27 protein-coding genes are annotated in these 26,836 nt (G+C 37.8%); 19 read left to right on the top strand and 8 right to left on the bottom strand.

All coding sequences use genetic code 11. The annotated features are described in order from the left end of the window. Window positions 1-250: 250 nt before the first annotated feature. Together KPC_RS05335 and KPC_RS05330 are read left to right on the top strand one after the other, a co-directional pair. A complete protein-coding gene (locus KPC_RS05335; protein ID WP_121973380.1) occupies window positions 251-1,171 on the top strand; it encodes a LysR family transcriptional regulator in 921 nt (306 codons plus the stop codon). Between the two features lie 217 nt (window positions 1,172-1,388). Next, on the top strand, window positions 1,389-2,396 hold the full coding sequence (locus KPC_RS05330; RefSeq protein ID WP_121973379.1) for a sensor domain-containing diguanylate cyclase: 1,008 nt from the start codon (window positions 1,389-1,391) through the stop codon (window positions 2,394-2,396). A 3-nt stretch (window positions 2,397-2,399) separates the two neighbouring features. On the opposite strand, the gene KPC_RS05325 is transcribed toward KPC_RS05330, so the two are convergent. Beyond that, window positions 2,400-2,858: a DUF441 domain-containing protein gene (locus KPC_RS05325; RefSeq protein ID WP_121973378.1), complete on the bottom strand. Its 459-nt coding sequence runs from the start codon at window positions 2,856-2,858 to the stop codon at window positions 2,400-2,402. Between the two features lie 170 nt (window positions 2,859-3,028). Here KPC_RS05325 and KPC_RS05320 point away from each other — a divergent pair, with 170 nt between their 5' ends. Beyond that, the gene (locus tag KPC_RS05320) at window positions 3,029-3,772 is read left to right on the top strand and encodes a pseudouridine synthase (RefSeq protein WP_121973377.1); all 744 of its coding nucleotides are present in this window, start codon (window positions 3,029-3,031) and stop codon (window positions 3,770-3,772) included. On the opposite strand, the gene KPC_RS05315 is transcribed toward KPC_RS05320, so the two are convergent. The 5 genes from KPC_RS05315 to KPC_RS05295 all read right to left on the bottom strand — a co-directional run bounded on the left by KPC_RS05315 (window position 3,729) and on the right by KPC_RS05295 (window position 7,542). After that, window positions 3,729-4,172 carry a GNAT family N-acetyltransferase gene (locus KPC_RS05315; protein ID WP_121973376.1) on the bottom strand — a complete coding sequence of 148 codons (444 nt, stop codon included), beginning with the start codon at window positions 4,170-4,172 and terminating at the stop codon, window positions 3,729-3,731. The two genes, KPC_RS05320 and KPC_RS05315, sit on opposite strands and share 44 nt — an antisense overlap. A 93-nt stretch (window positions 4,173-4,265) precedes the next feature. Further along, window positions 4,266-4,577: a type II toxin-antitoxin system RelB/DinJ family antitoxin gene (locus KPC_RS05310; RefSeq protein ID WP_121973375.1), complete on the bottom strand. Its 312-nt coding sequence runs from the start codon at window positions 4,575-4,577 to the stop codon at window positions 4,266-4,268. A 106-nt stretch (window positions 4,578-4,683) separates the two neighbouring features. Then, entirely contained in the window at window positions 4,684-5,562 is an 879-nt protein-coding gene (locus tag KPC_RS05305) for a pseudouridine synthase (protein ID WP_121973382.1), read from the bottom strand. 324 nt (window positions 5,563-5,886) lie between these two features. After that, window positions 5,887-6,504 (bottom strand): cupin domain-containing protein, encoded by a 618-nt coding sequence (locus KPC_RS05300; protein ID WP_213065874.1) that lies wholly within the window; start codon window positions 6,502-6,504, stop codon window positions 5,887-5,889. A 138-nt stretch (window positions 6,505-6,642) separates the two neighbouring features. Further along, on the bottom strand, window positions 6,643-7,542 hold the full coding sequence (locus tag KPC_RS05295; protein WP_121973374.1) for a DMT family transporter: 900 nt from the start codon (window positions 7,540-7,542) through the stop codon (window positions 6,643-6,645). Between the two features lie 238 nt (window positions 7,543-7,780). On the opposite strand from KPC_RS05295, the gene KPC_RS05290 reads away from it, so the two are divergent. The 5 genes from KPC_RS05290 to hfq all read left to right on the top strand — a co-directional run bounded on the left by KPC_RS05290 (window position 7,781) and on the right by hfq (window position 12,503). After that, window positions 7,781-8,356, top strand: coding sequence for a TetR/AcrR family transcriptional regulator (locus KPC_RS05290; protein ID WP_121973373.1), 576 nt, complete (start codon window positions 7,781-7,783; stop codon window positions 8,354-8,356). Window positions 8,357-8,535: 179 nt separating this feature from the next. Then, window positions 8,536-8,997 (top strand): tRNA (adenosine(37)-N6)-threonylcarbamoyltransferase complex ATPase subunit type 1 TsaE, encoded by a 462-nt coding sequence (gene tsaE, locus KPC_RS05285; protein WP_121973372.1) that lies wholly within the window; start codon window positions 8,536-8,538, stop codon window positions 8,995-8,997. A gap of 3 nt (window positions 8,998-9,000) precedes the next feature. Then, entirely contained in the window at window positions 9,001-10,989 is a 1,989-nt protein-coding gene (gene mutL / locus KPC_RS05280) for a DNA mismatch repair endonuclease MutL (protein ID WP_121973371.1), read from the top strand. Window positions 10,990-10,995: 6 nt separating this feature from the next. Beyond that, the gene (miaA, locus tag KPC_RS05275) at window positions 10,996-11,940 is read left to right on the top strand and encodes a tRNA (adenosine(37)-N6)-dimethylallyltransferase MiaA (protein WP_121973370.1); all 945 of its coding nucleotides are present in this window, start codon (window positions 10,996-10,998) and stop codon (window positions 11,938-11,940) included. A 92-nt stretch (window positions 11,941-12,032) separates the two neighbouring features. Then, window positions 12,033-12,503, top strand: coding sequence for an RNA chaperone Hfq (gene hfq / locus KPC_RS05270; protein WP_121973369.1), 471 nt, complete (start codon window positions 12,033-12,035; stop codon window positions 12,501-12,503). 385 nt (window positions 12,504-12,888) lie between these two features. Here hfq and KPC_RS05265 read toward each other — a convergent pair whose 3' ends face one another. Then, entirely contained in the window at window positions 12,889-14,226 is a 1,338-nt protein-coding gene (locus KPC_RS05265) for a peptidylprolyl isomerase (protein ID WP_121973368.1), read from the bottom strand. Then, entirely contained in the window at window positions 14,226-16,703 is a 2,478-nt protein-coding gene (locus tag KPC_RS05260; protein ID WP_121973367.1) for an LPS-assembly protein LptD, read from the bottom strand. Before KPC_RS05260 ends, KPC_RS05265 begins: the two co-directional genes overlap by 1 nt. Before the next feature lie 120 nt (window positions 16,704-16,823). Here KPC_RS05260 and KPC_RS05255 point away from each other — a divergent pair, with 120 nt between their 5' ends. The 11 genes from KPC_RS05255 (at window position 16,824) to KPC_RS05205 (ending at window position 26,751) form a co-directional block, all read left to right on the top strand. Continuing rightward, window positions 16,824-17,837, top strand: a complete 1,014-nt coding sequence (locus KPC_RS05255) for an aminoglycoside phosphotransferase family protein (RefSeq protein WP_121973366.1) — start codon at window positions 16,824-16,826, stop codon at window positions 17,835-17,837. Further along, window positions 17,837-18,526 (top strand): N-acetylmuramate alpha-1-phosphate uridylyltransferase MurU, encoded by a 690-nt coding sequence (gene murU / locus KPC_RS05250; RefSeq protein ID WP_121973365.1) that lies wholly within the window; start codon window positions 17,837-17,839, stop codon window positions 18,524-18,526. The genes KPC_RS05255 and murU overlap by 1 nt, the downstream gene beginning before the upstream one ends. Before the next feature lie 87 nt (window positions 18,527-18,613). Next, on the top strand, window positions 18,614-19,246 hold the full coding sequence (gene rsmG, locus KPC_RS05245) for a 16S rRNA (guanine(527)-N(7))-methyltransferase RsmG (protein ID WP_121973364.1): 633 nt from the start codon (window positions 18,614-18,616) through the stop codon (window positions 19,244-19,246). Window positions 19,247-19,270: 24 nt separating this feature from the next. Next, the gene (locus KPC_RS05240; RefSeq protein ID WP_121973363.1) at window positions 19,271-20,053 is read left to right on the top strand and encodes a ParA family protein; all 783 of its coding nucleotides are present in this window, start codon (window positions 19,271-19,273) and stop codon (window positions 20,051-20,053) included. Next, window positions 20,050-20,940: a ParB/RepB/Spo0J family partition protein gene (locus KPC_RS05235; protein ID WP_121973362.1), complete on the top strand. Its 891-nt coding sequence runs from the start codon at window positions 20,050-20,052 to the stop codon at window positions 20,938-20,940. The genes KPC_RS05240 and KPC_RS05235 overlap by 4 nt, the downstream gene beginning before the upstream one ends. 245 nt (window positions 20,941-21,185) lie before the next feature. After that, the gene (locus tag KPC_RS05230) at window positions 21,186-21,815 is read left to right on the top strand and encodes a MotA/TolQ/ExbB proton channel family protein (protein WP_121973361.1); all 630 of its coding nucleotides are present in this window, start codon (window positions 21,186-21,188) and stop codon (window positions 21,813-21,815) included. A gap of 11 nt (window positions 21,816-21,826) precedes the next feature. Beyond that, window positions 21,827-22,249 (top strand): ExbD/TolR family protein, encoded by a 423-nt coding sequence (locus KPC_RS05225; RefSeq protein WP_121973360.1) that lies wholly within the window; start codon window positions 21,827-21,829, stop codon window positions 22,247-22,249. Window positions 22,250-22,252: 3 nt separating this feature from the next. After that, on the top strand, window positions 22,253-23,977 hold the full coding sequence (gene msbA / locus KPC_RS05220) for a lipid A export permease/ATP-binding protein MsbA (RefSeq protein WP_121973359.1): 1,725 nt from the start codon (window positions 22,253-22,255) through the stop codon (window positions 23,975-23,977). Window positions 23,978-23,982: 5 nt separating this feature from the next. Further along, the gene (gene lpxK, locus KPC_RS05215) at window positions 23,983-24,999 is read left to right on the top strand and encodes a tetraacyldisaccharide 4'-kinase (RefSeq protein WP_121973358.1); all 1,017 of its coding nucleotides are present in this window, start codon (window positions 23,983-23,985) and stop codon (window positions 24,997-24,999) included. Between the two features lie 4 nt (window positions 25,000-25,003). Further along, entirely contained in the window at window positions 25,004-25,765 is a 762-nt protein-coding gene (kdsB, locus tag KPC_RS05210; protein ID WP_121973357.1) for a 3-deoxy-manno-octulosonate cytidylyltransferase, read from the top strand. 8 nt (window positions 25,766-25,773) lie between these two features. After that, on the top strand, window positions 25,774-26,751 hold the full coding sequence (locus tag KPC_RS05205) for a DNA polymerase III subunit delta' C-terminal domain-containing protein (RefSeq protein ID WP_121973356.1): 978 nt from the start codon (window positions 25,774-25,776) through the stop codon (window positions 26,749-26,751). The last annotated feature ends 85 nt before the right edge of the window (window positions 26,752-26,836 follow it).

Below are 26,836 nucleotides of genomic sequence, written 5' to 3'. Positions count from 1 at the left end.
CCATAAAACGATGCTGAGATGTTTTTATATATTTAGTGCATTTTAAAACTTAAATGGATAATGTTTTGTCCGATTCCATCATTCGAAGCATAGCTTCTCGTCTTGTGTTCGGGCAAAGGGATGTGTTGTTGGCTCAACTTTTCGATTAAAAGTTAATTTTTAAAATTTATGTTTTGTCCGATTCAGCCATTCGAAGCATAGCTTCTCATCTAGCGCTCGGGCAAAGCAATGCTTTGCTGGATCCTTGCTCATGCTTGAAGTTCGACATTTAAAGACATTAATCGCACTACGCGAACACGGGTCATTGGTTGCTGCTGCAAATGATTTATGTTTAACGCCATCGGCGATTTCTCACCAGCTTAAAGAACTCGATCACTGGTATGGTGTTGAAGTTGTGAATCGCCGTAGTCGGCCTGTATCTTTCTCGAATGTCGGGCAACGTTTATTGAAGCTGGCAGATGATATCTTGCCACAAATCCAGATCACCCAGTCTGATATTACCCGCATTATTCATGGGCAGACTGGGCGGATAATATTTTCATCGGAATGTCATAGTTGCTTTGATTGGCTTATGCCTTTGTTGAATCAATATCGCCAGCAATATCCGGATGTTGATTTGGACTTTGCATCAGGTTTTGAATCAAATCCGCATGAGTTATTACAAAATGCGGAATTTGATTTATTGATTACAGCAGATCCGATTGCATTAAAGGGGATTGAGTATTTTCCGATATTTGAGTATGAATCACGTCTGGTTCTGTCAAATACTCACCCGTTGGTAAGAGTGCCGGGCATTACTGTACAGGAGTTGGCAGAAGAGACACTAATTACTTATCCCGTGGACAAGCACCGTCTGGATATCATGTCTAAATTATTTATTCCTGCAAATATTCAACCGAAACAGATCAGGACTACAGATTTAACCCAGATGTTAATTCAACTTGTTGCCAGTGGGAGAGGTGTTGCTGCTTTACCAGATTGGGTTGTGAATGAATATGAACAAAAGGGCTGGGTAACTTCCAGACGATTAGATTGTGTATCGCCTAAAGGATTAAGACGTACATTATATGCAGGTTATCGGATTGATGAAAAAGAGAAGAGTTATTTTGAAGGTTTTTTAAAACAACTAGATAAATTTTCACAAAAAAGGATTCAATATTATAACGATTAATTAATTTTATTTAATGGTTGTTTCTTATGAAGAGATTTAAATATGTATTTGAATTATATTAATAAACTTGTATAAATTTGGGTTATAATTTCTATAGCCACAGATTATTGTTTGAATGCTTTATATACATCTTGCATAGGATGTATAAGGGTTATCGAGAATGTTCTGTTATTTAAGAATAAACAAGTTTAGGCTTAAAATTCTCGTAAGGATGATCATGCCATATATAAAGTTGCTCACTCAAAAGCAGTTATTAAGCATTATTCAACTTCAAACAAATATTGTAAAAATTGGTCTGGATATAGAAGCAGTGATGCGTCTGGTTACTGATGAAACATTGAAAATGACCAATGCTGAAGGGGTAGCAATAGAATTAATAGATGGTGATGATACAGTCTATACAATGATTACTGGTAATAATCCGAGTTTGCATGGACTTAGATTAAAAAGGTCGGCAAGCCTTTCGGGTTTAAGTATTCAGGAAAATACCATTCAATATTGTAAAGACATTGAAACTGATGAACGGGTCGATCGTGAGGTGTGCCGTAAAGTTGGTATACGTTCAATGGCAATTGTCCCATTACTACACATTGGTGAGGCGATCGGTGTTTTAAAAATATTTTCTAAACAGATTGATGCATTTGGTGAGCGGGATTTTAAAATTTTATCACTGATTGCAGATCATGTTGCAGCAGTTCTTTACCATTCATCAAAGTATGGTGTACAAGAGCTTTATAATCTTGCCACACGCGATCATTTAACCAATTTAGCTAATCGTTCCATGTATCTGGATTGTTTACGGCAGAAAATTTTAAAAGCCAAACAAAACCAACAAACTTTGAGTATCCTGTTAATGGATATGGATGAGTTAAAAGCAATTAATGATTTACTAGGGCATCGTTTTGGTGATGCAGCCTTAAAAGAAATTGCAAAACGAATTACTGATAGTGTCAACCAGGATGATTTGGTGGCACGAATTGGTGGTGATGAGTTCGCGGTTATACTCAATTCTGCACAAAGCAGAGAAAGTGCTGAAACTGTATTAAGACGTATTTTAGAAAATTGCAGTACACCTTTTATTTTTGATGGACAACCATTAAAGCTAGGTGCAAGTATAGGTTTGGCTGTTTATCCAGATGATGCTGAAAATGCCGAAAGTTTATTGACATTTGCAGATCATAAAATGTACCAGATCAAGCGTAAGCACAAATCCTATAATCTGTGATTGCTACTTGCTTCCTATTAATAATGAAAGAATTCCTGCCGCAATTAACGGACCAACAGGAACTCCTCTGAGAAGGGCAACACCTGCTACAGTTCCTATTAACAAACCTGCAACAACATTAGGCTGGGAACTCATAAGCTTAACACCTCTGCCACCTAGCCATGCAACTAACAATCCAACCATAATTGCGAGAATCGATTTCCAGCTCATGAATGATTTTAAAATAGCATCACCTGGTATTTTCCCACTTGCAATTGGGGTAAGTACACCAATCGTTAGGATAATGATACCAATGTTTAAGCCATGATTTTGTAGGATTGGGAAATATTCACTGAGCGGAGTAACACGAAATACAATCAATATTCCCGCAGCAATGGTTACAGCTGTATTATGGCTAAATATTCCGCATGCGAGTAATATCAGAAGTACGATCAGATTTAGGTCTAGACTAGAAAAGGTCATAATAATTAATTGAGTTGAGGTAATATCGGCAGGGATGGCAATTTGGGGAAAGAGCCACTATCTATTTTACATGAAAACGGGATTTATTTTCATATTTAACAAGTATGCTTTTTCATTCATTGTTTTTTTCAGTGTTACAATATTGAAATTATTCTCTTAGGTTTATGTATATGCTGCTGATTAAATTACTGCAATCACAGGGCTTTGGTTCCAAGAAACATTGTCAGTATTTGGTCGAAAGTGGGGCTGTCCGTATAAATCAAGAGACTGTAACCAATCCGAAAACTCCACTAAATTTAAATGACTTACATTTTACTGTGTATGGCGAGGAATATCGCTATCGGGAAAAAGTCTATATTGCTTTGAATAAACCAAGAGGTTATGAATGTTCACATCAAGCAACTCATCATTTAAGTGTTTTTGAGTTATTTGATGAGCCCCTCATACAAAGAGGGCTGCAATGTGTGGGGCGTCTGGATCAAGATACTTCCGGATTATTGTTACTCACAGACGATGGTCAATTTTTGCAGGCATTAACGCATCCGCGTAAACATGTTCCTAAAGTATATCAAATGTTTTTGGCCGATCCTGTTGATCCAGTGCAAATTGAGCAATTGGTACAGGGCGTACAATTACATAATGAAAAAGGGGTTTTTGTAGCCACTGATATAAAGCAACTGTCAGAGATACATCTGGAAATGACCATACATCAAGGTGTGTATCATCAGGTGAAAAGGATGCTTGCAGCTGTAGGTAATAAAGTTGAACAACTGCATCGTAAAAAAATAGGTCAATTAGTGTTGCAAAATCTGCCTGAAGGTCAGTGGGTTTATTTGAATGAACAGCAAATTCAGGCAGCTAAGAATAAACTTATTTTAGAAAACAGTGATATGTCTGAAATTCATCATCTTTAACAAAACCCATTTTTTCATATAATTGATGTGATTGATAATTGGTTTTTTGTGTTTCTAAGCTGATACGTAAGGCATTATCGTGACGCGCAAATAAAATTGCGGTATCAATGAGTTGTTTTGCTGAACCTTGCCTTCTAAAAACAGGCGTTACATAAACATCATCGAGAATATAGTAAGTTGAACAGGCGACAGAATTAAAGCCTTTGTAAAGCAATACAAAACCAGTAAAAACATCGTCTTTCACATGAATAAAAAATACACTTTCTTGATTTTCAAAACGTTGTTTTAAAAACTCTAAAGATTGATCTAAATTAGATGAAGCCCCATAAAATTGACGATATTCATCAAATAAAACAGCAAGTTGATTTAAGTCATTTATTTCAGCACGTTTTACAATCATCGATAGCCCCTTGCGTTTTTTTAATACTAGCAACAGAGCATAACGAAAAAATCACTATTTACTTATAAAAGATTGTTTATAAATGCTTCACTGTTAACTTTTGTCACTTTCACCAAGCAAGGCATCTAATTCTTCAAATATATCTTCATGATCATCCAGAAGAGGGCTGTCTGCTGAGCCTGATATATTCAACTGTTCTTGCTTCATTTTTCTCAATTTTAACAATTGTTCCATGTTGATATTCTGGTTTTCAATTGCAAATGGAATTGACTTGGTTAAAACAACCTGCTTGAAAAACAAACGAACGGCTTGAGCAGGGGTAATCCCTAGCTGCTTGAACACGGCAAAGGCTTGTTTTTTTTCTTGTGAATCAAGTCTGACTTGATAAACTTCTGTTTTTCTCATGAATTAAAGACCAAACATCCTAAAGTTTGAATGTTTATTGTAATGAAACTAAATGTAATTTCAATGTTTTGACGATAAAAAGTTGTATTTTGTCATTACAATGGAATTATAGCGTCAACACCAAGTTTGAATGGAAATAGAAATTCTCTTTAATTATCGGATCCTTAAAGCTAATTTCTTTGGCAAGTAACTGCAAGGGTTGAGTAAAATCATCGGCTTTTTTTCTGTCGATGATTGGATAAAAAGGATCATTTTTTATTGGAATATTCAGATGATTCATGTGAACTCTTAGTTGATGTTGCTTGCCTGTATGTGGTGTCAATTTGTACTTTGCCCATTGATCGTTATGCTCAAGTACTTCAATATCAGTTTGACTATTGGGTGTTCCATCAAGAACTTGCATGGTGTAAAAAGGTGTCCCTTTTTCCATTTTTAAGCTCAACTGTAAAGGAAATTTTAAATCTTTTCTAAATGGAGCAATTGCATGATAGCTTTTCTGTACAAGGCGATTGGCAAACATTTGTTGATACAGTCCCCGACTTTCGACTTTTTTGGAAAATAAGACAACACCTGCAGTTTCTCTATCCAGTCTATGTATTGGTGTTAAATATTCATTCCCTGTCTGTTTTTTTAAGCGCACAAGTAAAGTCTCTTGTATATATTGTCCAGTTGGACTCATGGTTAAAAAATGTGGTTTATCTACGACTAATAAATCATCATTTTCAAACAGGATTTTCTCATGGAAAGGAACATGAATTTCATGAACTAAAAAACGGTAATAATAAATGTGTATATTGGGCGTGTATTGAGTATCAAGAGAAAGTTTGCTTCCATTGAAATCGAAAATAAGCCCATCCTGAAAGCGTTGTTGCCATTCTATGGGCTGGATATGACTGAATTTTTCACATAGATATTGATAGATAGTTTCATATGGCTTATGCGTTTGGGGGAGGTAAACTTTGCTAGCTGATACACCATCAATCATTGGTGGAATGAAAGAGTTCTGATTGCTTGGTTTGGAGTCAGGCTGTAAAGGATCAATCACTTATAATAATACCGCTATAGAGGTTCTATTCACTTAACTTACATGTTTAAAATCAGATTTCAGGCATTGATGAACAGCATGCTGTGATAAAAATGATTAAATAGGTAAATTAACAATAAATACAGATTAATTTTAACCACAATATTCATGTAAGTAAAAGTCTTGCTGGATTTTAACTAAAATAAAATCCTGACTGCTATGTTATGGGTTAATAGCCTGAATATCATAGTGCTTTGGGTAGCTATTTTATTAATTAATCAAACTTTATTTCCAGATTTTTGTTAATCCATGATTTGAACCATAAAGTGGATCTTGTGCAGGGATGCTAACTTTTTTAATGTGTTGATCTGCTGCTGGACGTTCATTTGGCAAGCCGCGCATTAAATCAGGGCTCAGACCATTTGGATATGCACCTACAACATGAAAATCATTACTGCTTTTTAAAAGTTTGTGACCGACACCTGCTGGTAAGATGATGACGTCACCTGCACTAATATTGAACTTTTGTCCTTTTTCTCCACCAAGCTGTACTGTTGCATTTCCTGCATAAACCCCAAGAACTTCATGGGTATTGCTGTGATAATGATGGTATGGATAGATTGTCCATCTCCATGAGTTTGTCCAGTTGTTTTGAGCAAAGGTTTTTTCCAGCCATGTTGCTCCAGTATCGCCCTTTTGTGTAAATACATGTTGGTAGATCAAGACAGGTAAATGGTTATTGGGAATAGAACCGTCATCTTTAAATACATAGCTCTTTGGAACGACTGTTTCAGCTAATGTATAGCCACTTATAAAGGTTATAATAGTGAATAAAACAAGATAGATACTTTTTTTCATTAAGGATTGGTAAGGCATCATCGTCAGGCTCACGTGATTAGTCACTTTTTAGAGTAGCCTGATCAAAGAATCAGTTAAGTTTTATTCTGTTTTAAATTGGTATGTTTTTTAATCATATTTTTTGCTCTTGCAAATTAAATTCGCTTTATTCAAGGCTGGAGAAACCATGATTTAGATAAATGACTATTTTTTATTTGGAAATAAGTTTTCCCATTTGACAATAGTTAATATCATTCCAATTGTGATAATGATTAAACCAATAACTGAATAAAAATGTGGTAATTCATGAAGTGAAATTGCTGAAATGATTGTTGCAAGTGCAGGAACCAAGGCTGCAAAAACTGATCCTGCTGTAGATCCTAAAAGGAATACGGATTTGCTATAAAAAAACAATGCTACGATTGAAACCAGTAATCCTTGATAAATTAACTGTGGGATAAGAATGTTAAATGGGACTGAAAAAATTTCAAAACTTTTAAGTGCTAAATAAACTGGTGCAAACAAGAGCATGGAAAACAAGGAAACCAGTGCTGTGGCATACAATGCAGAATCACAATAATAACGCGAGGAAACGGTGTATATTGCCCACATCATCCCACCAATCAAAAATAATAGGTATGAATAAATATTTGAACCTGATGATGCATAATAACCAACTAAAACTACGCCAGATACAATTACAGATATACCTAGTATTTCATTTATATATATTTTATTTTTTAGAAAAATCAGACCAAGAAAAAGGGAAAAGACAATCATACTTGCGGGTGTGACGACTGCAAATTGTTCTACAGGTGCGAGTTTTAGCCCAGATGCGATAATAAACATATAGGGAGCCCCAAGTCCAAACACCATCATACCAATACCATGCATAGGAATTTTTTTATGTTGCCGAGTTCGACTATAGAGTAAATAAGGAATTGAAAGTAATCCTGAAAATATAAAGCGTATAAAAGTCATGTCCCAAGCATCGAAACTAGACCTTGCTACACCAAATCTGGTCATGACTGGAAAGGCTGCCCAGATCAGTGCTGCGAGTAGTCCGCAAATAACACCAGTCCAGTAGGTGTTTATTTTATTCATTAGATATCCTTTTAATTTTATTCATGTTTTGTCCTGTTTTTATTTGGCACATCATCAGGATTTAATTTGTTACCCAGATCAAAACCAGGTGTGCAACTAAACTTGAATTTGTGATTTTTGCAAGAGACCGCTATTGTGGTGGTGCTAGTAATCTATTTCAGTTTTTAAAAGACATTTTTTAGTCATGTTTGACAGTATTGTCAAATTTGACATATGTGTCAAGAAAGGAGTTTGAGATTTGTCTGGAGTCCGTCAATTTGATGAGCAAATTATTCTGCCTGTAGTTTTAGATGTGTTCTGGAGAAATGGTTGGCAAGCAAGTTCATTGGTTGAAATTGCACGAGCGACAGGTGTTCAGCGTGGTTCACTTTACAATGCATATGGCAGTAAAGATGAGTTGTTTTTACATGCTTATGCATTGTATACAAGGCACTTTATTCAATCTGTAACTGAGGCTATGCAGGGCAGTGATCTACAAGAGGTATTACATAAGTTTTTTAAAACAGCTCTGAGCAATATGACAATGGGAACACCATCAAAGGGATGTTTGACAACAAAAATGTTAATTGAGATTGAATTAACAAGTATGCCAGTGCAACAAAGTATAAAAACGTTTATGCAGGAGCTTAAAGAAGTCCTTTGCTTACATCTTTCGAGACCTGAATTAGCTGTATCACTTGCTTTAAAACCATCGGATGCTGCAGATGTGATTGTGACATTTGTACGAGGTATAGCCGTTATGGAAAGAATTTCTGAAGAGCCTGAGCAATTGATGTCAACTTGTGAGACTTTTATTCATGTTATAACGAGGTGACGGGTATCTATGAATCAGATTGGATACTTGATGGATAATCTGAAAGTTATGAAAATAAATAATTGAATACGAATTAGACAAAATATTAAGCATCTGTTTCAAGGGAAACAAAGTGACATAGGCTTTAAAGGCTAGCAATGCTATCATGCAGTCTTGGTTAACAGTGCGTTGTGAGTGATATGCAGTATTCATTTCAGTTAGATTTAAATAACGAAGAAGATACACAAAATTTGGCACAGAAATTGGCTGAAAATATTACCCATGGTGTGATTTATCTGATAGGTGATCTGGGGGCAGGTAAGACTACGTTAACACGTTATTATTTACAAAGTCTCGGACATACAGGTGCAGTTAAAAGCCCTACATATACCTTGGTTGAACCATACAAACTAGCCCAGCAAGAGATTTTCCATTTCGATTTATATCGCTTAAATGATCCTTATGAACTTGAATTAATGGGCATCCGTGACTATCTAGATATTCCAGATGCTTTATTTTTATTTGAATGGCCATCGAAAGGTGGAGACGAAATTCCAAAAGCAGACCATATTATTGAAATTATAAAAGCAGTTGATGACACAATGCGCCATGTGAATATTAATACAAATTCTGAATCTTTATTTAAAGCTTTACAGGGCTAATATATGAAGGATGATCGTTTGAGTTCTCGCCGCATCCATACACTTGATCCTGCTTTGGCAAACCAGATCGCAGCAGGAGAGGTGATTGAGCGACCAGCATCGGTGGTTAAAGAGTTGCTGGAAAATTCAATAGATGCAGGTGCAACTGAACTGATCATTCGTGTCTCTCAAGGGGGAAGTACCTTAATTGAGATCATTGATAATGGTCGGGGAATCCATCCAGAGGATTTGGCACTGGCTGTTATGCGACATGCTACAAGTAAAATTCAGACTCCAGAAGATTTACAAGCCATAGTCAGTTTGGGCTTTCGTGGTGAAGCTTTGGCGTCGATTGCAGCAGTTTCACGTTTAACTTTAACCAGTAGCCAGTCAGAAGATGGGATCGGGTATCAGGTTGAAGTTAATGGTACAGCATTTGATCATCAGGAAATACAAGCTGTTGCGACACAAAGAGGAACACATATTCGTGTTCAGGATTTATTCTTTAATGTTCCTGCACGTCGTAAATTCTTAAAAAAACCGACAACAGAATTTGGTCATATAGAAGAAATTGTTCGGCGATTAGCCTTAACACATTTTGATATCAGATTTGTCCTAGAGCATAACGAGAATATTCGTTTAAATTTGCCAGTGGCTGATAGTGGTGAATTACGTTATCAACGTGTTCAGCAATTATTGGGACGCTCATTTATTGAAAATGCGTATTGGATCGATGCAGATAGCATCAGTATGCGTTTATCAGGTTGGTTGGGACATCCTTCAGATGCCCGTTCACAGGCAGATTTACAATATGTATATGTCAATGGGCGTATCGTTAAAGATAAGACCATTTCACATGCTTTGCGCATGGCGTACGATGGAATTTTGCATGGGCATCAACATCCTGCATATTTATTATTTTTAGAAGTTGATCCTGAAAATATTGATGTGAATGTCCATCCGACCAAGCATGAAATCCGCTTTTTAAATCAGCGTGAAATACATGAGTTTGTACGCCATTTTGCTAAAGAAACACTTGCCCAGTTCCAAACTGCAACGGCTGAGCTCGCTTCTGCCATGAAGCAAGATGACTCACCGGATTTATCCCAGTATGTTACACAACCACGTTATCAGGAACAATTTCCACTTCATCGTGATCCTGTAACACAGTTTTCTGATTTATCAGCAGATAGTGTATCTGAGCATCAAACATCTGCTACAGATACGATATTAAGCGATTTTAGCTCAAATCAGGCACAATCAGTCAGATATCAACCCCAAACTCCATATCAGGGAACAGCTCAGTTAAATAATGCATTAAAGACTTATTTGGCACCTTTACGAGAGCAGCCTAATCCAGATTTGGAAGTTCAGGAGTCGGCACAGGATTTGGCTCATATACCACAATCTGAAAAAAGAGTTGATGAGTATCCACTCGGGATAGCGATGGCACAGTTACATGGCATTTATATTCTCGCACAAAATACTGAAGGCTTGATCATTGTTGATATGCATGCGGCCCATGAACGAATAGTACTGGAGCAAATGAAACTGGCGTGGGATAAACCTGAATTCTGGACCTCTCAACAGCTTTTAATTCCCAAGGTGGTTTCTATTACCCGTATGCAAGCGATGCGTGTTGATGATTTAAAGCCGCAGTTAGAACGTTTGGGGTTGGATATCGATCAATATGGTGATGATCAGGTGATTGTACGTGGTGTTCCTGCAATTTTACAAAAAGCGGATTTTGCAGAGCTGATTCCTGAGCTTTTAAATGATCTGGATCCAAATGATGAGGCAAGTGCCTTACAGCAAAAACGTGATCAGATTTTGGCTGGTATGGCATGTCATGGAGCTGTTCGTGCTCACCGCATGCTTAGCCTTTCTGAAATGAATGCGTTGCTCAGACAAATGGAACAAACTGAGTTTGCCAGTCAATGTAACCACGGTCGTCCAACATGGCGTGCATTCCCACTTTCACAACTTGATAAACTTTTTGCTCGCGGAGAGTAACCCTAGATGTCCAATAATTTACCTGTCATTAATTTAATGGGACCAACAGCGAGCGGTAAAACAGCTTTAGCATGTGAATTATATGAGCGGGGTAATTATGAACTGATATCAGTTGATTCTGCTCTGGTATATCGGGATATGGATATTGGCACAGCCAAACCGACTAAAGAGGAACAGCTACAATATCCGCATCATTTGATTGATGTGATTACACCAATGGAAGTTTATTCCGCAGCCCAATTTGTAGATGATGCAATCCGACTTATTGATGATATCCATTCTAGAGGTAAAACACCTATTCTTGTAGGTGGTACAATGTTGTATTTTAAGGCATTATTGGAAGGCTTGTCTGACAATTTACCAAATGCAGATCAAGCCATACGTAGTGAAATTGAAGCAAAAGCTTCTGAAGAAGGATGGCAAGCTGTCTATGATGAGCTGGTTCATGTAGATCCATTGGCGGGTGAGAAATTTAAAGTTACTGATAAGCAACGAATTATTCGTGCTTTGGAAGTCTATAAAATTACAGGCAAACCGATTACACAATTACAGTTGGAACAACCTAAAAACTTACCTTATCGCTACACTTTTTATAATTATGCCTTATTGCCTGACCGTGTAGAATTACATAAACGTATAGCTCTTCGGCTAGAAAAAATGTGGGAAATCGGTTTTTTGAATGAAGTGGAGCTTCTTATTAAAAAATACGATCTCGATGAAAATTTACCATCGATGCGCTGTGTTGGTTATCGCCAAGCTTTAGAATTTTTAAATAATGGTGACAGCAGTCACAAAAAACGTACCGAAATGGAGGACAAAGCTTTATTTGCAACACGACAACTGGCAAAACGTCAATACACTTGGTTACGTTCTTTGCAAGAATTACACCATTTTAAAACTTATTTGACTACAAAGCAGGCACATGAAGACTTGCGAAACTTGCATAGATAAAGCAAAATTCAGTAACCATCTTTTTTATAAATTTTAATTGAAAAACAAAGGTGGCTTTTTGCGCTGATTTAAAAAATTTTTGGAGTTATAAAATGTCTAAAGGTCAAACTTTACAAGATCCGTTCTTGAATTCTCTCCGTAAAGAACGTATTCCAGTTTCTATCTTTCTTGTAAATGGTATCAAATTACAAGGTCATATCGAATCTTTTGACCAATACGTAGTTTTGCTAAAAAATACAGTAAGCCAAATGGTTTATAAGCATGCGATTTCTACTGTAGTTCCTGCACGTAACCCACGTCCTGCTGGCGCTCCTGCTGGTGCACAAGGTGCAGCTGGTTTTGGTGGTAGTCAAGGTGGCTTCGGTGGTCAAGGTGGCTTCGGTGGTCAAGGTGGCGGCTTCGGTGGTCAAGGTGGCTTCGGTGGTCAAGGTGGCGGCTTCGGTGGTCAAGGCGGCTTNGGTGGTCAAGGTGGCTTTGGTAGTCAAGGTGGCTTTGGTGGTCAAGGTGGCTTTGAAGGCGAAACTAAATTTGAAGACTCTCAAGATGATGAAAACAATCGTTAATTCTTGATATTGAAAAGACGCCTTTAGGCGTCTTTTTTTTACTTATCTTTTTTAAAATATGTTCTTTGATATAGCTCTGTTATGACAGGGAGAGATTTTGGGCGTTTGAGCTAGGTTTTCGATTATTTGGATAATTAAGTAGTGTTTGTTTTTACTGTAACAAATATTAGAACTTTAGCTTCATTTAAGTAGAGGGTACTAAAGTCACTGAAAATGAGTTGTGAGATGTAAAAAAATATCATTATTTTTCTGAATTTTGTGTTTCATGCAAAGTAGTGGTTACCTGTGAATTGTCAATCATGTGTTTTATTATATAAATAACAATAATATTAAATTTTTATCAATAAAAAGCCCTATTGATTAGGGCTTTTTATTGATAGTGACTTTAATTGTCTTTATTCTTTGCTTCTTGTTCCTGTGCTTTTTGATCTAAAGATTTATCTTTAATATCAACGTAAGTACTTGCACGTAATTCTCTTAACCAGCTATCGAGTTCGGAATCAAATTGACGTTCACCCAGAATCTGTTTTGCCATACGATTCTGTACTTCTTTGGTCATGTCTTGGTCACGAGAGCCAGTGACTTGCAGAATATGCCAACCAAACTGAGTCTGAAAAGGTGCACTGATTTGATTTTCAGCCGTGTTTTTCATTTGGTTTTCAAACTCTGGAACCATCGTACCAGGGCTTACCCAGCCCAAACTACCACCATCACGAGCTGAACCTGGATCATTGGAATATGTTGATGCCAGTGTTGCAAAATCTTCACCTTTTTCTAGGCGCGCATAAATACTGTCAATCATTTGTTTTGCCATTTCAGGTGTTACAACTTCTGATGGTTGAATAAGAATATGGCGTACATTATATTGGTGAACAATCGCTTTTTGAGCATTAGATTTGCGATCAAGTAGTTTTAGAACATGGATTCCATCTTTTACAGGGATAAGTTCAGAGGTTTGACCAACATTAATATTACTTACACGAGCTGCAAGCTCTGCAGGAATTTCAGAAAAACTGCGAATGCCCATGTCGGCGCCTTCAACTTTGATTTTATCCGTTGAATATTTTTTTGACAGGGCACTAATATCATTACTATCTTTTAAGGCTGCTCTAACTTGTTGAGCAACCTTGTTTAACTCCTCAGCAGAAGCTTCACCACCAATACGTAAATGTATGAGATGTGCCTGACTGCCAACCGCTGCCTGTCCTTGTGGTGATTTTAAAAAGTTTTCAACATCCTGATCACTGATCTTAATTCGGGACATTACCATTTGCTGGCGTAGTTTCTGCATTGCCAAATCATCAGAAATACGTGCACGTACAGATTCATAAGTACCTGGAGACATGGCATCTAATTGTTGCTGGAAGGATTCTAGACTTTTATGTCCAGATTGCTCAGCAACTTTGAGTACAGCTTCGTTTAAGGATTGTTCATCAACTTTTACACCATAGCGCTTAACTTGCTCTAATTGAGCATCACGAATGATCAGTTGATCTAATGCCTGCATTTTTAGAATTTGCTCAGGTGGAACTTCTCTTTTTTGTGCAGCTAATGCGTGTTTAAGTTCATTTACGCTTTGATCTAAATCACTTCTTAAAATGGCACTGCTTCCCACGATTGCAATAATTTCATCAGTTGGTTGTGCAAAAGTAGGCATTGATGAAGAAATTAGGAGCGACAAAGCTGTCGCTTTAAAAAAACTTTTTAAAATTTGCGTCTTCATTAACGTTGTGTCCAAGTTTGATTGGTTGGATTAAAGCCTAAGATACGGTTTTCAAGCATTGAAGCAAGTTTGTTATTTAAACCACCTAAACCTTTGAGAGTAAATTCAGCCATGATGGCGCGTTTTGGTTTTACATTAGAATCATTTACATTATCTAGGTCATTGTAATATGAACGACCATAGACAGAAACACCCCAACAGCATGATTCGTAGTTTACGCCAAGTAAATATTCGCGAAAAACACTGTTTTCAATATCATACTGGGCATGTCCGATAATATTCCAGTTATTGCGAACAGGTTGTATAAACGATGCAACCACCTGATCATATGTTTCTTGACGGTCTGGAATATATTTACGGTTAAAATAACCTAAATTATATAGATTGCCTTTTTCATTGGCATAGTACACCTGGAAGTCACGCTGGGCATTTGTACCATTGGACATCCATGCAGAATCAGCTTTGATGGTGAAATTTTGATTTAATTGACTAGATAAGCTTATAACGGGGCCAGTTTTGGATTGTCTATCAATAATGTCTGGGTTGTTCGACAAGCTAACACGGCGATCTTCAAAATAATAACTTTGACCAATACTTGCTCTTAGTCGTTCCAAACCGATGGTGTCAAATAGGCTATAACTTACCCCAAGAGACAGGAAGTTGTTGTCATCTAAACGGTCATGTCCATAGAAACGGTAAGGGTTGAAAAGCTGGTCATAACTGATTGATGCAGAAGCTGTATCAAAGTTCGGGTAACCTTCCTGATTTTCATATGGTGCATATGCATAGAACAGGCGTGGTGAAATGGTTTGCAAATACTTGCCTTCACGCTCAAATGTCAACCCGGTATCCAGAGTAAACTGTGGTACAACCACTGATTTGTTTTTGCTGTCTTGAGTCTGATTATTTGAGTTTAATTGATCAATGGTATTTTGATCATAGAATGTATTTAAAGAACGTACAGATACTTCCGGAATGGCAAATGCGTATGGGTTTCTAAAGTTGTAACGTACCGCAAACTGGTTATACAGACGCGTACCACTCGGCTGAGTGCTGTAGTTGTTGGTATCATTTATGGACTTTTTGAAATACGCAGTGTCATTGTTATATTCGTATTGGAACCCTTGAGGATTACCACCAATATAGTTTAATAAAAACTGTGGTAAACGGGCATATGGCTTATCGACGTCTGGTAAGTTTTTATCTAGTGTCTGGAAGTCTTCAACACGTAACTGGGCTTTTAAACCAGGGATACCATGGCCATAATTGAGTTCCCAGGCACGACGCTGGTTTAACTCTGTGCGGGAGTTGGGATTGGTATCAAAATCGGTAAAGAAATCTTTATCCGAAACATAGTTGTATTCAGCATTGGTTGACCATTGATCGTTGATACGCCATTTGTGCAGGAAGTGGAAGTCTTTACGATCTTCATCATTGTATTTGCTATCACTTGGCAAATAACTGCCAGAGAATTGTCCTGCACCAAAGTTTTCGGTCAAATACCTAAATTCACTTTGTAGCATCACACCACGACTACCCATAATACGTGGGGTAATGGTTGCATCATAGTTAGGTGCCAGATTGAGATAAACAGGAACAGTAAGCTGGAAGCCACCGTCATTGGTATAACCAAAATTTGGATTTAGGATACCTGTTGTGCGGCGATCATCAATCGGAAAGTTAAAGTAAGGTACAGCAAGTACAGGTACATCTTTAACGTATAATTTGGTGTTGCGTGTTACACCCCGACCCGTATCCTGGTTTAGCTCAATCTTTTTAGCCTTGATATTCCAGGTCGGTTTCTCGTCTGGTGGACAAGTTGTATATGTTGCATTATCAAGTTCAATAACCGTAGGTGATTTACGTACGATTTTATCGGCATGACCATGCGCATGTTGTTCTTCTGCGATATAAAAGCTGTTATTTAGATCGCCAGTTGATGTTCCAAGGTTATAATTGATTTGATCACTTCGGGCGAGCAATCCACCTTGAGCAAGTTGTACATTCCCTTTTGCATTGGCATAGGTTTGTGTCTTGTCAATGGTGACCTGATCAGCACGAATCATGCGACCCTGTTGATCAATAACAACGTTGCCTGAAAGTGTAGAATCACCATTTGGATTGTAATATCCATGATCTGCTGTAATGACCGATGTAGCATCCTGAGGAGCTACAGCTGGTGTGTTCGGATCGATTGGCGTAACCCAGACATTGGAACAATAACGCCCACTATTGGCAAATTTATCTTTGCTATTGCCACTTACATGTTGCTTTGCTTCGGGTGAGTTTTTATCAACATAGTACTGTTCAAAGAAAGACTGTCCAGGATAGCTTTCTTTGATACTTTGTTTTAATTGATTATTATCTACAGTCGATACGACATCATCCGTAGACTCTGCATAACTTGTTATGGAGGTCCCGCATAGTAGTGTCAAAATAGCAGTCGCTAAAGGATTAAATTTAAACTGATGCTTCATTTGTCTCATTAACCAAGTATGCTGATCGCAATTAATTATTGTCGCATGATAGAGAAAAAGTTGATAAGTAGCTACACTTAGCACTTCAAAAAATTCAGCCTGAATTAGATTTTATTGCAAATGAATACACAACGTGAACAATTGATACAAACATGGGTTACATCTGTACTCGATTCTGATCAATTTAAAATCAACTTTTTAGCAGGCGATGCGAGTTTCCGTCGTTATGCACGAATTACTTTGAATAATAAAACATTTATGCTCATGGATGCACCTCCTGATAAAGAAGATTGTGTACCTTTTGTCACTATAGATGAGTTTTTTGATCAAAATGGTGTTCGTGTACCGCATATTATTGCCAAAGATCTTGAAAATGGTTTTTTATTGTTAGAAGACTTTGGTGATGTACTGCTATCGACATTATTAAATGAAAAAACAGTTGATGCTTATTATTTACAATGCTTTAAACAGTTAATACAACTTCAGTCTGTTCAGGGGAGTGCGCATTTTCCTGCGTATTCACGTGAAAAATTGATGCAAGAAATGCATTTGTTGACTGAGTGGCTATTGCCTTCGTTAAAAATTGTAGCAACAGGACAAGAACGTAACATGATTGAAGATACGTTTACTTTTCTTGCTGACGAAGCACTTTCACAGCCACAAGTAATTGTACATCGTGATTTTCATAGTCGTAATTTGATGAAAATCGAGAATGAGCAAAATCTGGGGGTTATTGATTTCCAAGATGCGGTTATTGGTGCTTATACTTATGACCTGATTTCATTGACTCGTGATGCATATGTTCAGTGGAGTCCACAGCGTGTTTACACATGGTTTAAACAGTTTTATGCCTTATTGCCAGAATCTGTCCGTCAGTCACGTAGTGAACAACAGTTGATTCGTGATGCTGATCTTATGGCAATACAGCGTCATATCAAGATTTTAGGGATTTTTGTTCGCTTGTTTGAACGTGATGGTAAAACCGGTTATCTCAAGGATTTGCCGCGTGTAATGTGGTATTTACTTGAAGAAAGTAAAAACTATGCAGAATTACAACCCTTTATGCAGTTCATTCAAAATAAAGTATTGCCAAAGTTTCATGACAAATATGGTATATACGAGGAAGTTGCGTAATGAAAGCGATGATTTTAGCGGCAGGTTTAGGGAATCGTATGCGTCCGCTAACGTTATATAAGCCAAAACCACTGTTAGAAGTTGGTGGTAAGGCATTGATCGTGTGGCATATCGAAAAACTAAAAAACATTGGTGTGACTGAAATAGTGATCAATTCTGCATGGCTTGCAGATATTTTGATCAGTACACTTGGTGATGGTTCCCAGTTTGGTGTAAAGATTTTGTGGACACGTGAAGAAGAAGGCTTGGAAACTGCTGGTGGAATCATCAATGCTTTACCATTATTGGGTGATGATCCTTTTATTTTGGTCAATGGTGATGTGTGGACAACAATGGATTTTGAGTCATTGTTGAGCGTACAACTTGAGCAGGACTTGGCTCACCTTGTGTTTGTACCAAATCCTGTTCAGCATCCCCATGGTGATTTTACTTTGCAGAATGGCCGCGCCTATACATTCGAGCAAGCTATACAGGGTGAAAACTTAACCTATAGTGGAGTTGCTGTGATTTCTCCTAAGCTGTTTGAGGGGGCAAAACCTGGTAAGCAGCCAATGTTGCCATTTTTAAAGCAGGCGATGCTGGATGGAAAGATTTCGGCTGAAAAAATGCAGGGTGCATGGGTGGATGTGGGGACTCCAGAGCGATTAACGGCCTTGGATTTGCAAATTAGACAGGGTGAATATGCTTAAGTGCATATTCACTAATCGCTAACTACTGTGACAGCGCTAAGAAATCGGTATACTTCAAACTAAATTTTATTGAGATGTGAATTGTTTATGCATCCATTTTTTCAAGAGTTAAAGCAAGGTAGTCAAAAGCTGGGATTGAATCTTGGTGAAGATGCTTTAAATTTATTATTAAAATACCAAGATGCGCTGGTGTTATGGAATAAAGCCTATAACCTGACTGCAATCCGTGATCCGAAAGAAATGTTGGTTAAGCATTTACTGGATAGCTTGAGTATCCTAAATGATTTGCCTAAAGGTCGGTTACTTGATATCGGTACTGGTGGTGGTATGCCAGGCATGATCATTGCATTATGCCAACCAGAACGTCAGTGTGTATTGCTTGATTCAAATGGTAAAAAAATCCGCTTCTTAAAGCAGTTCATTGCGGATTTAAAATTACAAAATGTGATTGCTGTACAAACTCGTGTAGAAAATGAAGAAAGTATAAGTGAGCTTGGTCAGTTTGATGTGATTACGAGTCGTGCATTTGCATCTTTAACAGACTTTGTTGCTGCATCTGAACCTTATATGCATGAAGCGAGTATTATTGCTTCTATGAAAGGCTTAATTCCAAGTGAAGAAGTAGAACAACTGAAAAATGAATTTACTTGTGAAATTATTGAACTACATGTACCACGTTTAGATGAACAGCGTCATTTGCTTTTGTTGAAACGTATTTAATTAGATTTAAGGACTGGGGTTATCATGGCTCAAATTATTGCGATTGCAAACCAGAAAGGTGGAGTGGGCAAAACGACCACAGCAGTCAATTTAGCTGCTTCACTCGCAGTCTTAAAAAAACGTGTTCTTTTGGTGGATATGGATTCACAAGGGAATGCGACAATGGGGTCAGGCATTCAGAAAAATGATTTGCTGTATTCCATTACCGATGTATTACTTGGTGAAGTGCCGATAGAAACAGCAATCACTAAAGCAGATGTAGGCTATAAAGTTCTTGGCGCAAATCGTGATCTGTCAGGAGTAGAACTGGCGATTGCAGAGCAAGAGGGACGTGAATTTATTTTACGTGATGCGTTAAAAGAAGTTGAAAAGAATTTTGACTATATTATTGTGGACTGTGCTCCGAGTCTGAGTCTGATTACTGTCAATGCACTGGCTGCCGTTGATGGCGTGATCATTCCAATGCAATGTGAATATTATGCGCTTGAGGGGTTGGCAGATTTGACTCAAACCATTGATCGCATTCAACAGGCACTTAATCCAGATTTGCAAATCATAGGTGTGCTACGTACCATGTATGATGCACGTAATGCATTGACACGTGACGTATCTGCTGAACTGGAACAGTATTTTGGTAAAAAACTTTATGACACAGTTGTGCCTAGAAATGTTCGCTTAGCTGAAGCACCGGCACATGGCCTACCTATTATCTATTTTGAGAAAAGCTCCAAAGGCGCAATTGCTTATTTAAACTTGGCAGCTGAAATGTTGAAGAAGAGTAAAGTGAAAAAAGGAAATAAAGCATGACCACAAAAAAACGCGGATTGGCTAAAGGTCGTGGTTTAGATGCATTGTTAGGTTCGATCCAAAAAGAAAAATTACAGCTTGAAGCACAAGCTTTAGATCATGGTCAGCTTAAACAGGTTGATGTGAAATTATTGCGTCGTGGTGAATATCAACCACGCCGTTTTATTCATGAGCAAGATTTACAAGAGCTCGCGGCATCAGTTAAAAAACATGGTGTGATGCAACCAATTGTGATTCGACCAATTGAAGATGCCGAGTTTTCATATGAGATTATCGCAGGTGAGCGCCGTTGGCGTGCTGCACAAATTGCTGGTTTAACAGAAATTCCTGCTATTGTTCGTGATTTATCAGATCAAGTGGCAATTGCATTGGCGTTGATTGAAAATATTCAGCGCCAGGACCTAAATCCGATTGATCAGGCTGTAGCATTACAGCGCTTTCATGAAGAGTTTGGCTTAAGTCATCAGGAAATTGCTGATACAGTTGGCAAGGCACGTACAACGGTGAGTAATCTGCTTCGTTTATTAAGCCTTGATGAAAAAGTAAAAGACTTTATGCAACAAGGTCAAATGGACATGGGGCATGCACGTGCAATTTTGACATTAAAAGCCAAAGATCAAATTAAAGTTGCTGAAATTGTAATCTCAAAAAGTCTATCGGTACGTCAGACTGAACAACTGGTTCGAGAATGGAATGCACCTAAGCAAGAAAAAGCAAAAGCGGCTGTTTCTTCTGATCTTGAGCAATTGACACAAAGGCTTTCGGAACGATTTAGCGCCAATGTTAAAATTGATCATAATAAGCAGGGTAAAGGCAAACTGGTCATTCATTATCATTCATTAGATGAGTTGGATGGTATTTTAAACATATGTCTACCTGAAGAATAATATTTTGGGACGGTGTTTTTGCACCGTTTTATTATTGGGTTAGGTGGATAGTTGCTGGCTGTTTATGCTGAAATTATGAACATAATTACAAATATATTGAAAGTAAAGCATAGATAGCCTAAGCATTCTGATTTTTATCATTAAACGACAGTTTTTTATGGGTTAAAGTGGACATTGTCGAGTGATGTTTAAAATCCTGAGTAGTTATATGCGGTTATAACATATTAAAAATATTGGGGAATTTTATGTGGGAACTGATTAAAGCAGGTGGCTGGCTAATGCTTCCACTGGTTTTGTGCTCAATTTTTACTGTAGCAATTAGTATAGAAAGGTTTATTCGCTTAAGACGAAGTCTGATTTTACCAAAACAATTGCTTATACATTCTGGTAAAGCTATTGATCAGATTATTAACAATATGGGGCAAAACAAAGAAACGCAATTTTCGACGCTTGGACAAGTTCTACTATCTGGTTACCAATCACGACATGAAAATGCCGTTTATGCACGTGCACAAATGGAAGCAAAGGCATCACAGGAAATTGCTTATCTGGAAAAAAATATCAATTTTTTGGGAACATTAAGTGCAGCAGCGCCTTTATTAGGTTTGCTGGGTACAGTAATTGGAATTATAGAATCATTTTTGATGCTGGATATTACTTCTTCAAACAGTCCGTTGCTGATGATTCCAGGCATTTCAAAAGCACTGATTACGACAGCAGCAGGGATGCTGGTTGCGATACCAGCCCTGTTTGCATATCGTTATTTTCAGCGTTTGATTCAGGAATATATTGCAGAGCTTGAGCAACAGGCAACCCTATTTCATGCTGCATTGTTCTTTAAAAATACAAATGAAACAGTCATGAATGATCAATAAATAGGTGCTAAATGAAATTTAAGCGTTTAAATGTTGAAGATATTCATATAAATTTAACACCACTTATTGACTGTTTGTTGTTTATCTTAGTTTTTTTGTTACTTAGCACGACTTTTAGTCAAAGTAGTCGTATAAATTTGACCCTTCCTGATGCGCAGGGAGTGCCACCAAAACAATATGATCAAAAAGTCGAAGTCATGGTAGACTCTACTGGTCATTATGCTGTGAATGGTCAGGCACTTGCGAGCAAAGAGGCAGCTGATTTAGGTATGGCGATAAAGCAGGCAACACGTGATCAGAAAGATTTGATATTTGTCATCGCTGCTGATGCGAAAGCAACTCATCAGGATGTTATTCGTGTGATGGATATCGCAGGTCAGCTTGGTTTTGTTAATATTAATATCAGCACAAAAGTTCCCACCCGAGGTTATTAGTTAGTGAAGCAAGATTTTAAAATTTATTTACGATTACTTTCGTATTTAAAAAACTTTTGGGGACTGATCATTTTGGTCATCATTGGTTTTGCGATCAATGCTACAACTGAGGTTTCGGTTGCCCGATTACTCAAATATATTATTGAATCTATTCAAAATCATGATCAAAGAAATCTAAATCTGTTTCCTTTTCTAATTATTGCTTTAATGTTTTTCCGTGGCCTAGGCATGTTTATGGGGGGCTACTTCTCAGCTGTAATTTCACGAAGTCTGGTCTTCCATATTCGCCAGGAAGTATTTGCTAAACTTTTACGCCTGCCTTCACAATATTATCTTGATCACTCAAGTGGACAAATTACTGCAAAACTGATGTATAACGTTGAACAAGTAACCGCAGCCTCTACGGACTCTTTACAAACGTTACTAAGAGAAGGTTTAGTGCTTATAGGATTGCTTGGTTATTTATTTTATACGAACTGGAAGCTAACGTTCTGTATTTTGATTTTTGCTCCTCTTATTGGAGGGTTGATTCGGAAGGCAGCTAAACGACTACGTAAATTATCGATCCAGGTACAAAATACCATGGGAGATATCAACCATGTTGTCCAGGAAACGGTAGTTGGGCAAAATGTAGTAAAGGGCTTTGCAGGTGAAGAGTTTGAGAAAGGACGTTTTTTTCGTTATTCAAATGACAATCTGAAACGTGGTTTGAAAATGGTTGTCGTGCAACAGCTCAACAGCCCAATCGTACAGCTCATCATGGCGATTTCAATGAGTATCATCGTCTGGTTGGCTTTAAGACCGCAAATTTTAGGTGATACCAGTGCAGGTGAGTTTGTAGCCTATCTGACTGCTGCTGGTCTTCTAGGAAAACCTACTAAAAATTTAACCGATATTAATGAAAAGCTGCAACGTGGACTAGCCGCAGCACAGTCTGTATTCGAATTGCTGGATTTACCTGAAGAAGATAATACTGGTACTTTAAAACCAAAGTTGGATGGTCAGGTTAAATTTGATCAAGTAAATTTGGTTTATCCTGATGGTTCTCATGCAATTCATGATTTTACTCTGGATATCAAGGCTGGTGAAACCGTTGCATTGGTAGGGCGTTCAGGTGCTGGTAAAACGTCTCTAGTCAATTTGCTGGTCCGTTTTCAGGAATTGTCTTCTGGGCAGATCAAGTTTGATGGTCATGCAATCAAGGACATTGAGCTGTCTTATTTACGTCAAAATATTGCCATGGTGAATCAACAGGTGGTCTTGTTCGATCGCTCTGTAAAAGAAAACATTGCATATGGTCAGCTTCAAGGTGCGAGTGATGAAGATATCATCAAAGCTGCCAAAGCTGCATATGCACACGATTTCATTATGGCATTGCCTAATGGTTACGATACAGTTCTAGGTGTTAATGGTCTAACTCTTTCAGGTGGTCAACGCCAACGTGTTGCTATTGCACGGGCAATTTTGAAAAATGCTCCAATCCTGATTATGGATGAAGCAACCAGCGCACTTGATAATGAGTCTGAACACTATATTCAAAAAGCATTTGATCAAGCTATGCAGCATCGTACAACCATTGTCATTGCGCACCGTTTATCGACTATTGAAAATGCGGATCGAATCGTGGTGATGGATAAAGGCCGAATTATTGAGCAGGGTACTCATGATGAGCTTTTATTAAAACACGGTGCTTATTACCAGTTACATCAACGTAATTTTGAGGAATAGTATCAATGTCAGTTGCGCAAATTATTCAAGATGCTTGGAATAAACAATCCAGGTGGTTGATTTTTTTGCGCCCTTTATCCTGGTTGTATCGCTTTGGATTTACTTTAAATAAAAAAATTTATCAGTTTGGATTAAAGCCACGTTATCGCGCGCCTATACCTGTGATGGTGATTGGTAATATTACTGTGGGGGGGAGTGGTAAAACCCCCTTACTCATTCATCTGGTTAAGTATCTTCAGTCCTTGAGCGTACGTGTTGGTGTCATTAGTCGTGGATATGGTGGTAGTGGTCCTTTTCCGAAGATCGTAAGTCTGGAATCTGTACCTGATGAAGTTGGAGATGAGCCATGTCTGATTGTGCAATCAACTGGTGTTGCTATGGCTGTCGGGAGCAATCGTCAAGAAAGTATTGAATTGTTATTAAAAAATTATCGACTCGACTTGATTATCAGTGATGATGGTTTACAGCACTGGGCTTTAGATCGTCAACTCGAGTGGATTGTATTGGATAATAATCGTGGTTTGGGTAATCAAAAACTTTTACCTGAAGGTTATTTGCGTGAACCTGTTTCCAGACTAAAACAGAGCACAGTCATAGAGCATTCACATTCACCTAAATCGGGTTTAAATATGCACCTGGAGGTTGCCGAGCCTTATTTGCTCAATCCTCAGGTGGAGCAAGCGATTGTATTTGATCCGACGCTTGACTACTATGCTGTAGTGGGGATCGGGTTTCCCAAACGTTTTTATCACACACTTGAAACAATGGGAGTTACCCAGTTTCAATGTCATGAATTTCCTGATCATTATGATTATGAAATAAATGACCTGCATTTTGATGACATGAATCCGATCATCACCACTGAGAAAGATGCAGTCAAATTATTGCCTTTAATGAAAGAGCACCCGACATATCAACGGGAAATATGGGTTGTACCTGTAGAGGCCGTGCTGTCACCAGAGTGTTACTCATTGTTAAATAAACAGTTGCAACAACTTGGTGTAGAAATTAATTTAGGTTAAATCAATGAAACATATTGTTATTCCGGCGCGTTATCAAAGTTCACGTTTGCCAGGTAAACCATTGCTTGAAATCCATGGTCGTCCAATGATTCTACGTGTTGTAGATCAGGCAAAAAAAGTGCAGGGGTTTGATGACCTCTGTGTTGCAACTGATGATGAACGGATTGCTAAAGTTTGTATGGCGGAAGGTGTGGATGTGGTTATGACCAATCCTGACCATCCTTCTGGTACTGATAGACTGAGTGAAGTTGCTCAAATTAAAGGCTGGGATGCAGACGATATCATTGTAAATGTACAGGGTGATGAACCTTTATTGCCAGCAAAGCTGGTACAACAAGTTGCTGATTTGTTATTGATCAAAAGTCACTGTTCGATGTCAACTTTATGTGAGCCGATTCGCCATCTGGAAGAGTTTCAGCGTGATAGTATTGTAAAAGTTGTGATGTCTAATTTTAATGAAGCTTTATATTTTAGTCGTTCACCTATTCCTTATGACCGTGAAGGAGTGAAGCAAAAAGATATTCAGTTGCATGCAATGGCATATCGTCATCTGGGATTGTATGGTTATCGCATAAGATTGTTGCAAGAGTACGTAACATGGAATATGGGTAGTCTTGAAAAACTGGAAAGTTTGGAACAACTTCGTGTGCTTGAAAATGGTCATCGTATTGCGATAGATGTTGCTCAGGTAAATCTGCCACCTGGTGTAGATACTCAGGAAGATCTGGATCGTATTAATGCGATGGACATAAGCTATTTTCAATAATCAAGTAAATGAATATGCAAACGACACCTCAAGTTTATCCATGGCAACAACAAGTTTGGGAAACGCTCACAGGGCGGTTTCCAAACATTGGGCATGGTCTATTGTTTTATGGTAGAAAGGGGTGTGGTAAAAAAGATTTTGCTCAGCATTTTTTATCCTGGGTACTTTGTCTCAATAAGCAACCTAACGGTGCTTGTGGTGTATGTAGTAGCTGCCAGTGGATAAAATCGGATACACATCCAAATTATGTCTATATCACTACGGATGAAGACAATAAAATGCAGAACGCAAAAATAAAAATTGAAAAAATTCGTGATTTATTACCCTTTGTACAACAAACTGTTGATGGATGGAGGGTGATCGTTATCGAGCCTGCCGAAGCATTAAATATAGCTTCAAGCAATGCGTTACTGAAGACCCTTGAGGAGCCTGGTGAACGCGTAATCCTGATCTTGATAGCAGATCATTATCTGAAATTACCAGCAACTATCCGTAGTCGTTTGCAACATTTTGCTTTAGATCGGGTGACTGCTTCACAAGGTGAAGCTTATTTAAATGAGTATTTAGCAGATTCAAAACAGCAAATTCCTTTGCTTATGAATCTGGCGAACCAAATGCCATTACAGGCTTTAGCATTGTCAAATAGTGAATGGATTAGACGAAGACAAGATTTTGTAAATGACTGGCAAAGACTGGTTATACAAAAAAGTATGCCGATACAGTTGGCGACCAAGTGGAACAAAGAATTAAACTTTACCGATTTTATTCAGATGTTTGAATATCTTTTAGCTGATGTCATTTGCGTTAAACTTGAACAAACTGTTAAGAATAAAGATATTGATTTTGAGGTGTTAGCTGATCAATATACATTGGAAGTTTTATTTAATATTTATAACCTGTTGCAACAATCCAAGATGCAGGTTGAGCAAAATGTTCAGAGTAATTTAGTTATGGATCAATTGTTTATTGATATTATGTCTTGTTAGGCATTCATTTATAGAACATTAGTGTTTATTTAAATCTGAATAGATGAGTCTATTGTTTGATTGGTTAATCATAGTGTACTAATAC

This window comes from Acinetobacter stercoris, assembly GCF_900323515.1.
Lineage (GTDB): Bacteria > Pseudomonadota > Gammaproteobacteria > Pseudomonadales > Moraxellaceae > Acinetobacter > Acinetobacter stercoris.
Note: the sequence above shows the minus strand (reverse complement) of the source record. Positions and strands in the feature narration are given on the sequence as shown.

Bases quoted from the DNA above. Each gene is read 5' to 3' on its own strand.
- KPC_RS05335 (WP_121973380.1), top strand. From the start codon at position 251: ATGCTTGAAGTTCGACATTTAAAGACATTAATCGCACTACGCGAACAC.
- KPC_RS05330 (WP_121973379.1), top strand. From the start codon at position 1,389: ATGCCATATATAAAGTTGCTCACTCAAAAGCAGTTATTAAGCATTATT.
- KPC_RS05325 (WP_121973378.1), bottom strand. From the start codon at position 2,858: ATGACCTTTTCTAGTCTAGACCTAAATCTGATCGTACTTCTGATATTA.
- KPC_RS05320 (WP_121973377.1), top strand. From the start codon at position 3,029: ATGCTGCTGATTAAATTACTGCAATCACAGGGCTTTGGTTCCAAGAAA.
- KPC_RS05315 (WP_121973376.1), bottom strand. From the start codon at position 4,172: ATGATTGTAAAACGTGCTGAAATAAATGACTTAAATCAACTTGCTGTT.
- KPC_RS05310 (WP_121973375.1), bottom strand. From the start codon at position 4,577: ATGAGAAAAACAGAAGTTTATCAAGTCAGACTTGATTCACAAGAAAAA.
- KPC_RS05305 (WP_121973382.1), bottom strand. From the start codon at position 5,562: ATGATTGATGGTGTATCAGCTAGCAAAGTTTACCTCCCCCAAACGCAT.
- KPC_RS05295 (WP_121973374.1), bottom strand. From the start codon at position 7,542: ATGAATAAAATAAACACCTACTGGACTGGTGTTATTTGCGGACTACTC.
- tsaE (WP_121973372.1), top strand. From the start codon at position 8,536: ATGCAGTATTCATTTCAGTTAGATTTAAATAACGAAGAAGATACACAA.
- mutL (WP_121973371.1), top strand. From the start codon at position 9,001: ATGAAGGATGATCGTTTGAGTTCTCGCCGCATCCATACACTTGATCCT.
- miaA (WP_121973370.1), top strand. From the start codon at position 10,996: ATGTCCAATAATTTACCTGTCATTAATTTAATGGGACCAACAGCGAGC.
- KPC_RS05265 (WP_121973368.1), bottom strand. From the start codon at position 14,226: ATGAAGACGCAAATTTTAAAAAGTTTTTTTAAAGCGACAGCTTTGTCG.
- KPC_RS05260 (WP_121973367.1), bottom strand. From the start codon at position 16,703: ATGAAGCATCAGTTTAAATTTAATCCTTTAGCGACTGCTATTTTGACA.
- KPC_RS05255 (WP_121973366.1), top strand. From the start codon at position 16,824: ATGAATACACAACGTGAACAATTGATACAAACATGGGTTACATCTGTA.
- murU (WP_121973365.1), top strand. From the start codon at position 17,837: ATGAAAGCGATGATTTTAGCGGCAGGTTTAGGGAATCGTATGCGTCCG.
- rsmG (WP_121973364.1), top strand. From the start codon at position 18,614: ATGCATCCATTTTTTCAAGAGTTAAAGCAAGGTAGTCAAAAGCTGGGA.
- KPC_RS05240 (WP_121973363.1), top strand. From the start codon at position 19,271: ATGGCTCAAATTATTGCGATTGCAAACCAGAAAGGTGGAGTGGGCAAA.
- KPC_RS05235 (WP_121973362.1), top strand. From the start codon at position 20,050: ATGACCACAAAAAAACGCGGATTGGCTAAAGGTCGTGGTTTAGATGCA.
- KPC_RS05230 (WP_121973361.1), top strand. From the start codon at position 21,186: ATGTGGGAACTGATTAAAGCAGGTGGCTGGCTAATGCTTCCACTGGTT.
- KPC_RS05225 (WP_121973360.1), top strand. From the start codon at position 21,827: ATGAAATTTAAGCGTTTAAATGTTGAAGATATTCATATAAATTTAACA.
- lpxK (WP_121973358.1), top strand. From the start codon at position 23,983: ATGTCAGTTGCGCAAATTATTCAAGATGCTTGGAATAAACAATCCAGG.
- kdsB (WP_121973357.1), top strand. From the start codon at position 25,004: ATGAAACATATTGTTATTCCGGCGCGTTATCAAAGTTCACGTTTGCCA.
- KPC_RS05205 (WP_121973356.1), top strand. From the start codon at position 25,774: ATGAATATGCAAACGACACCTCAAGTTTATCCATGGCAACAACAAGTT.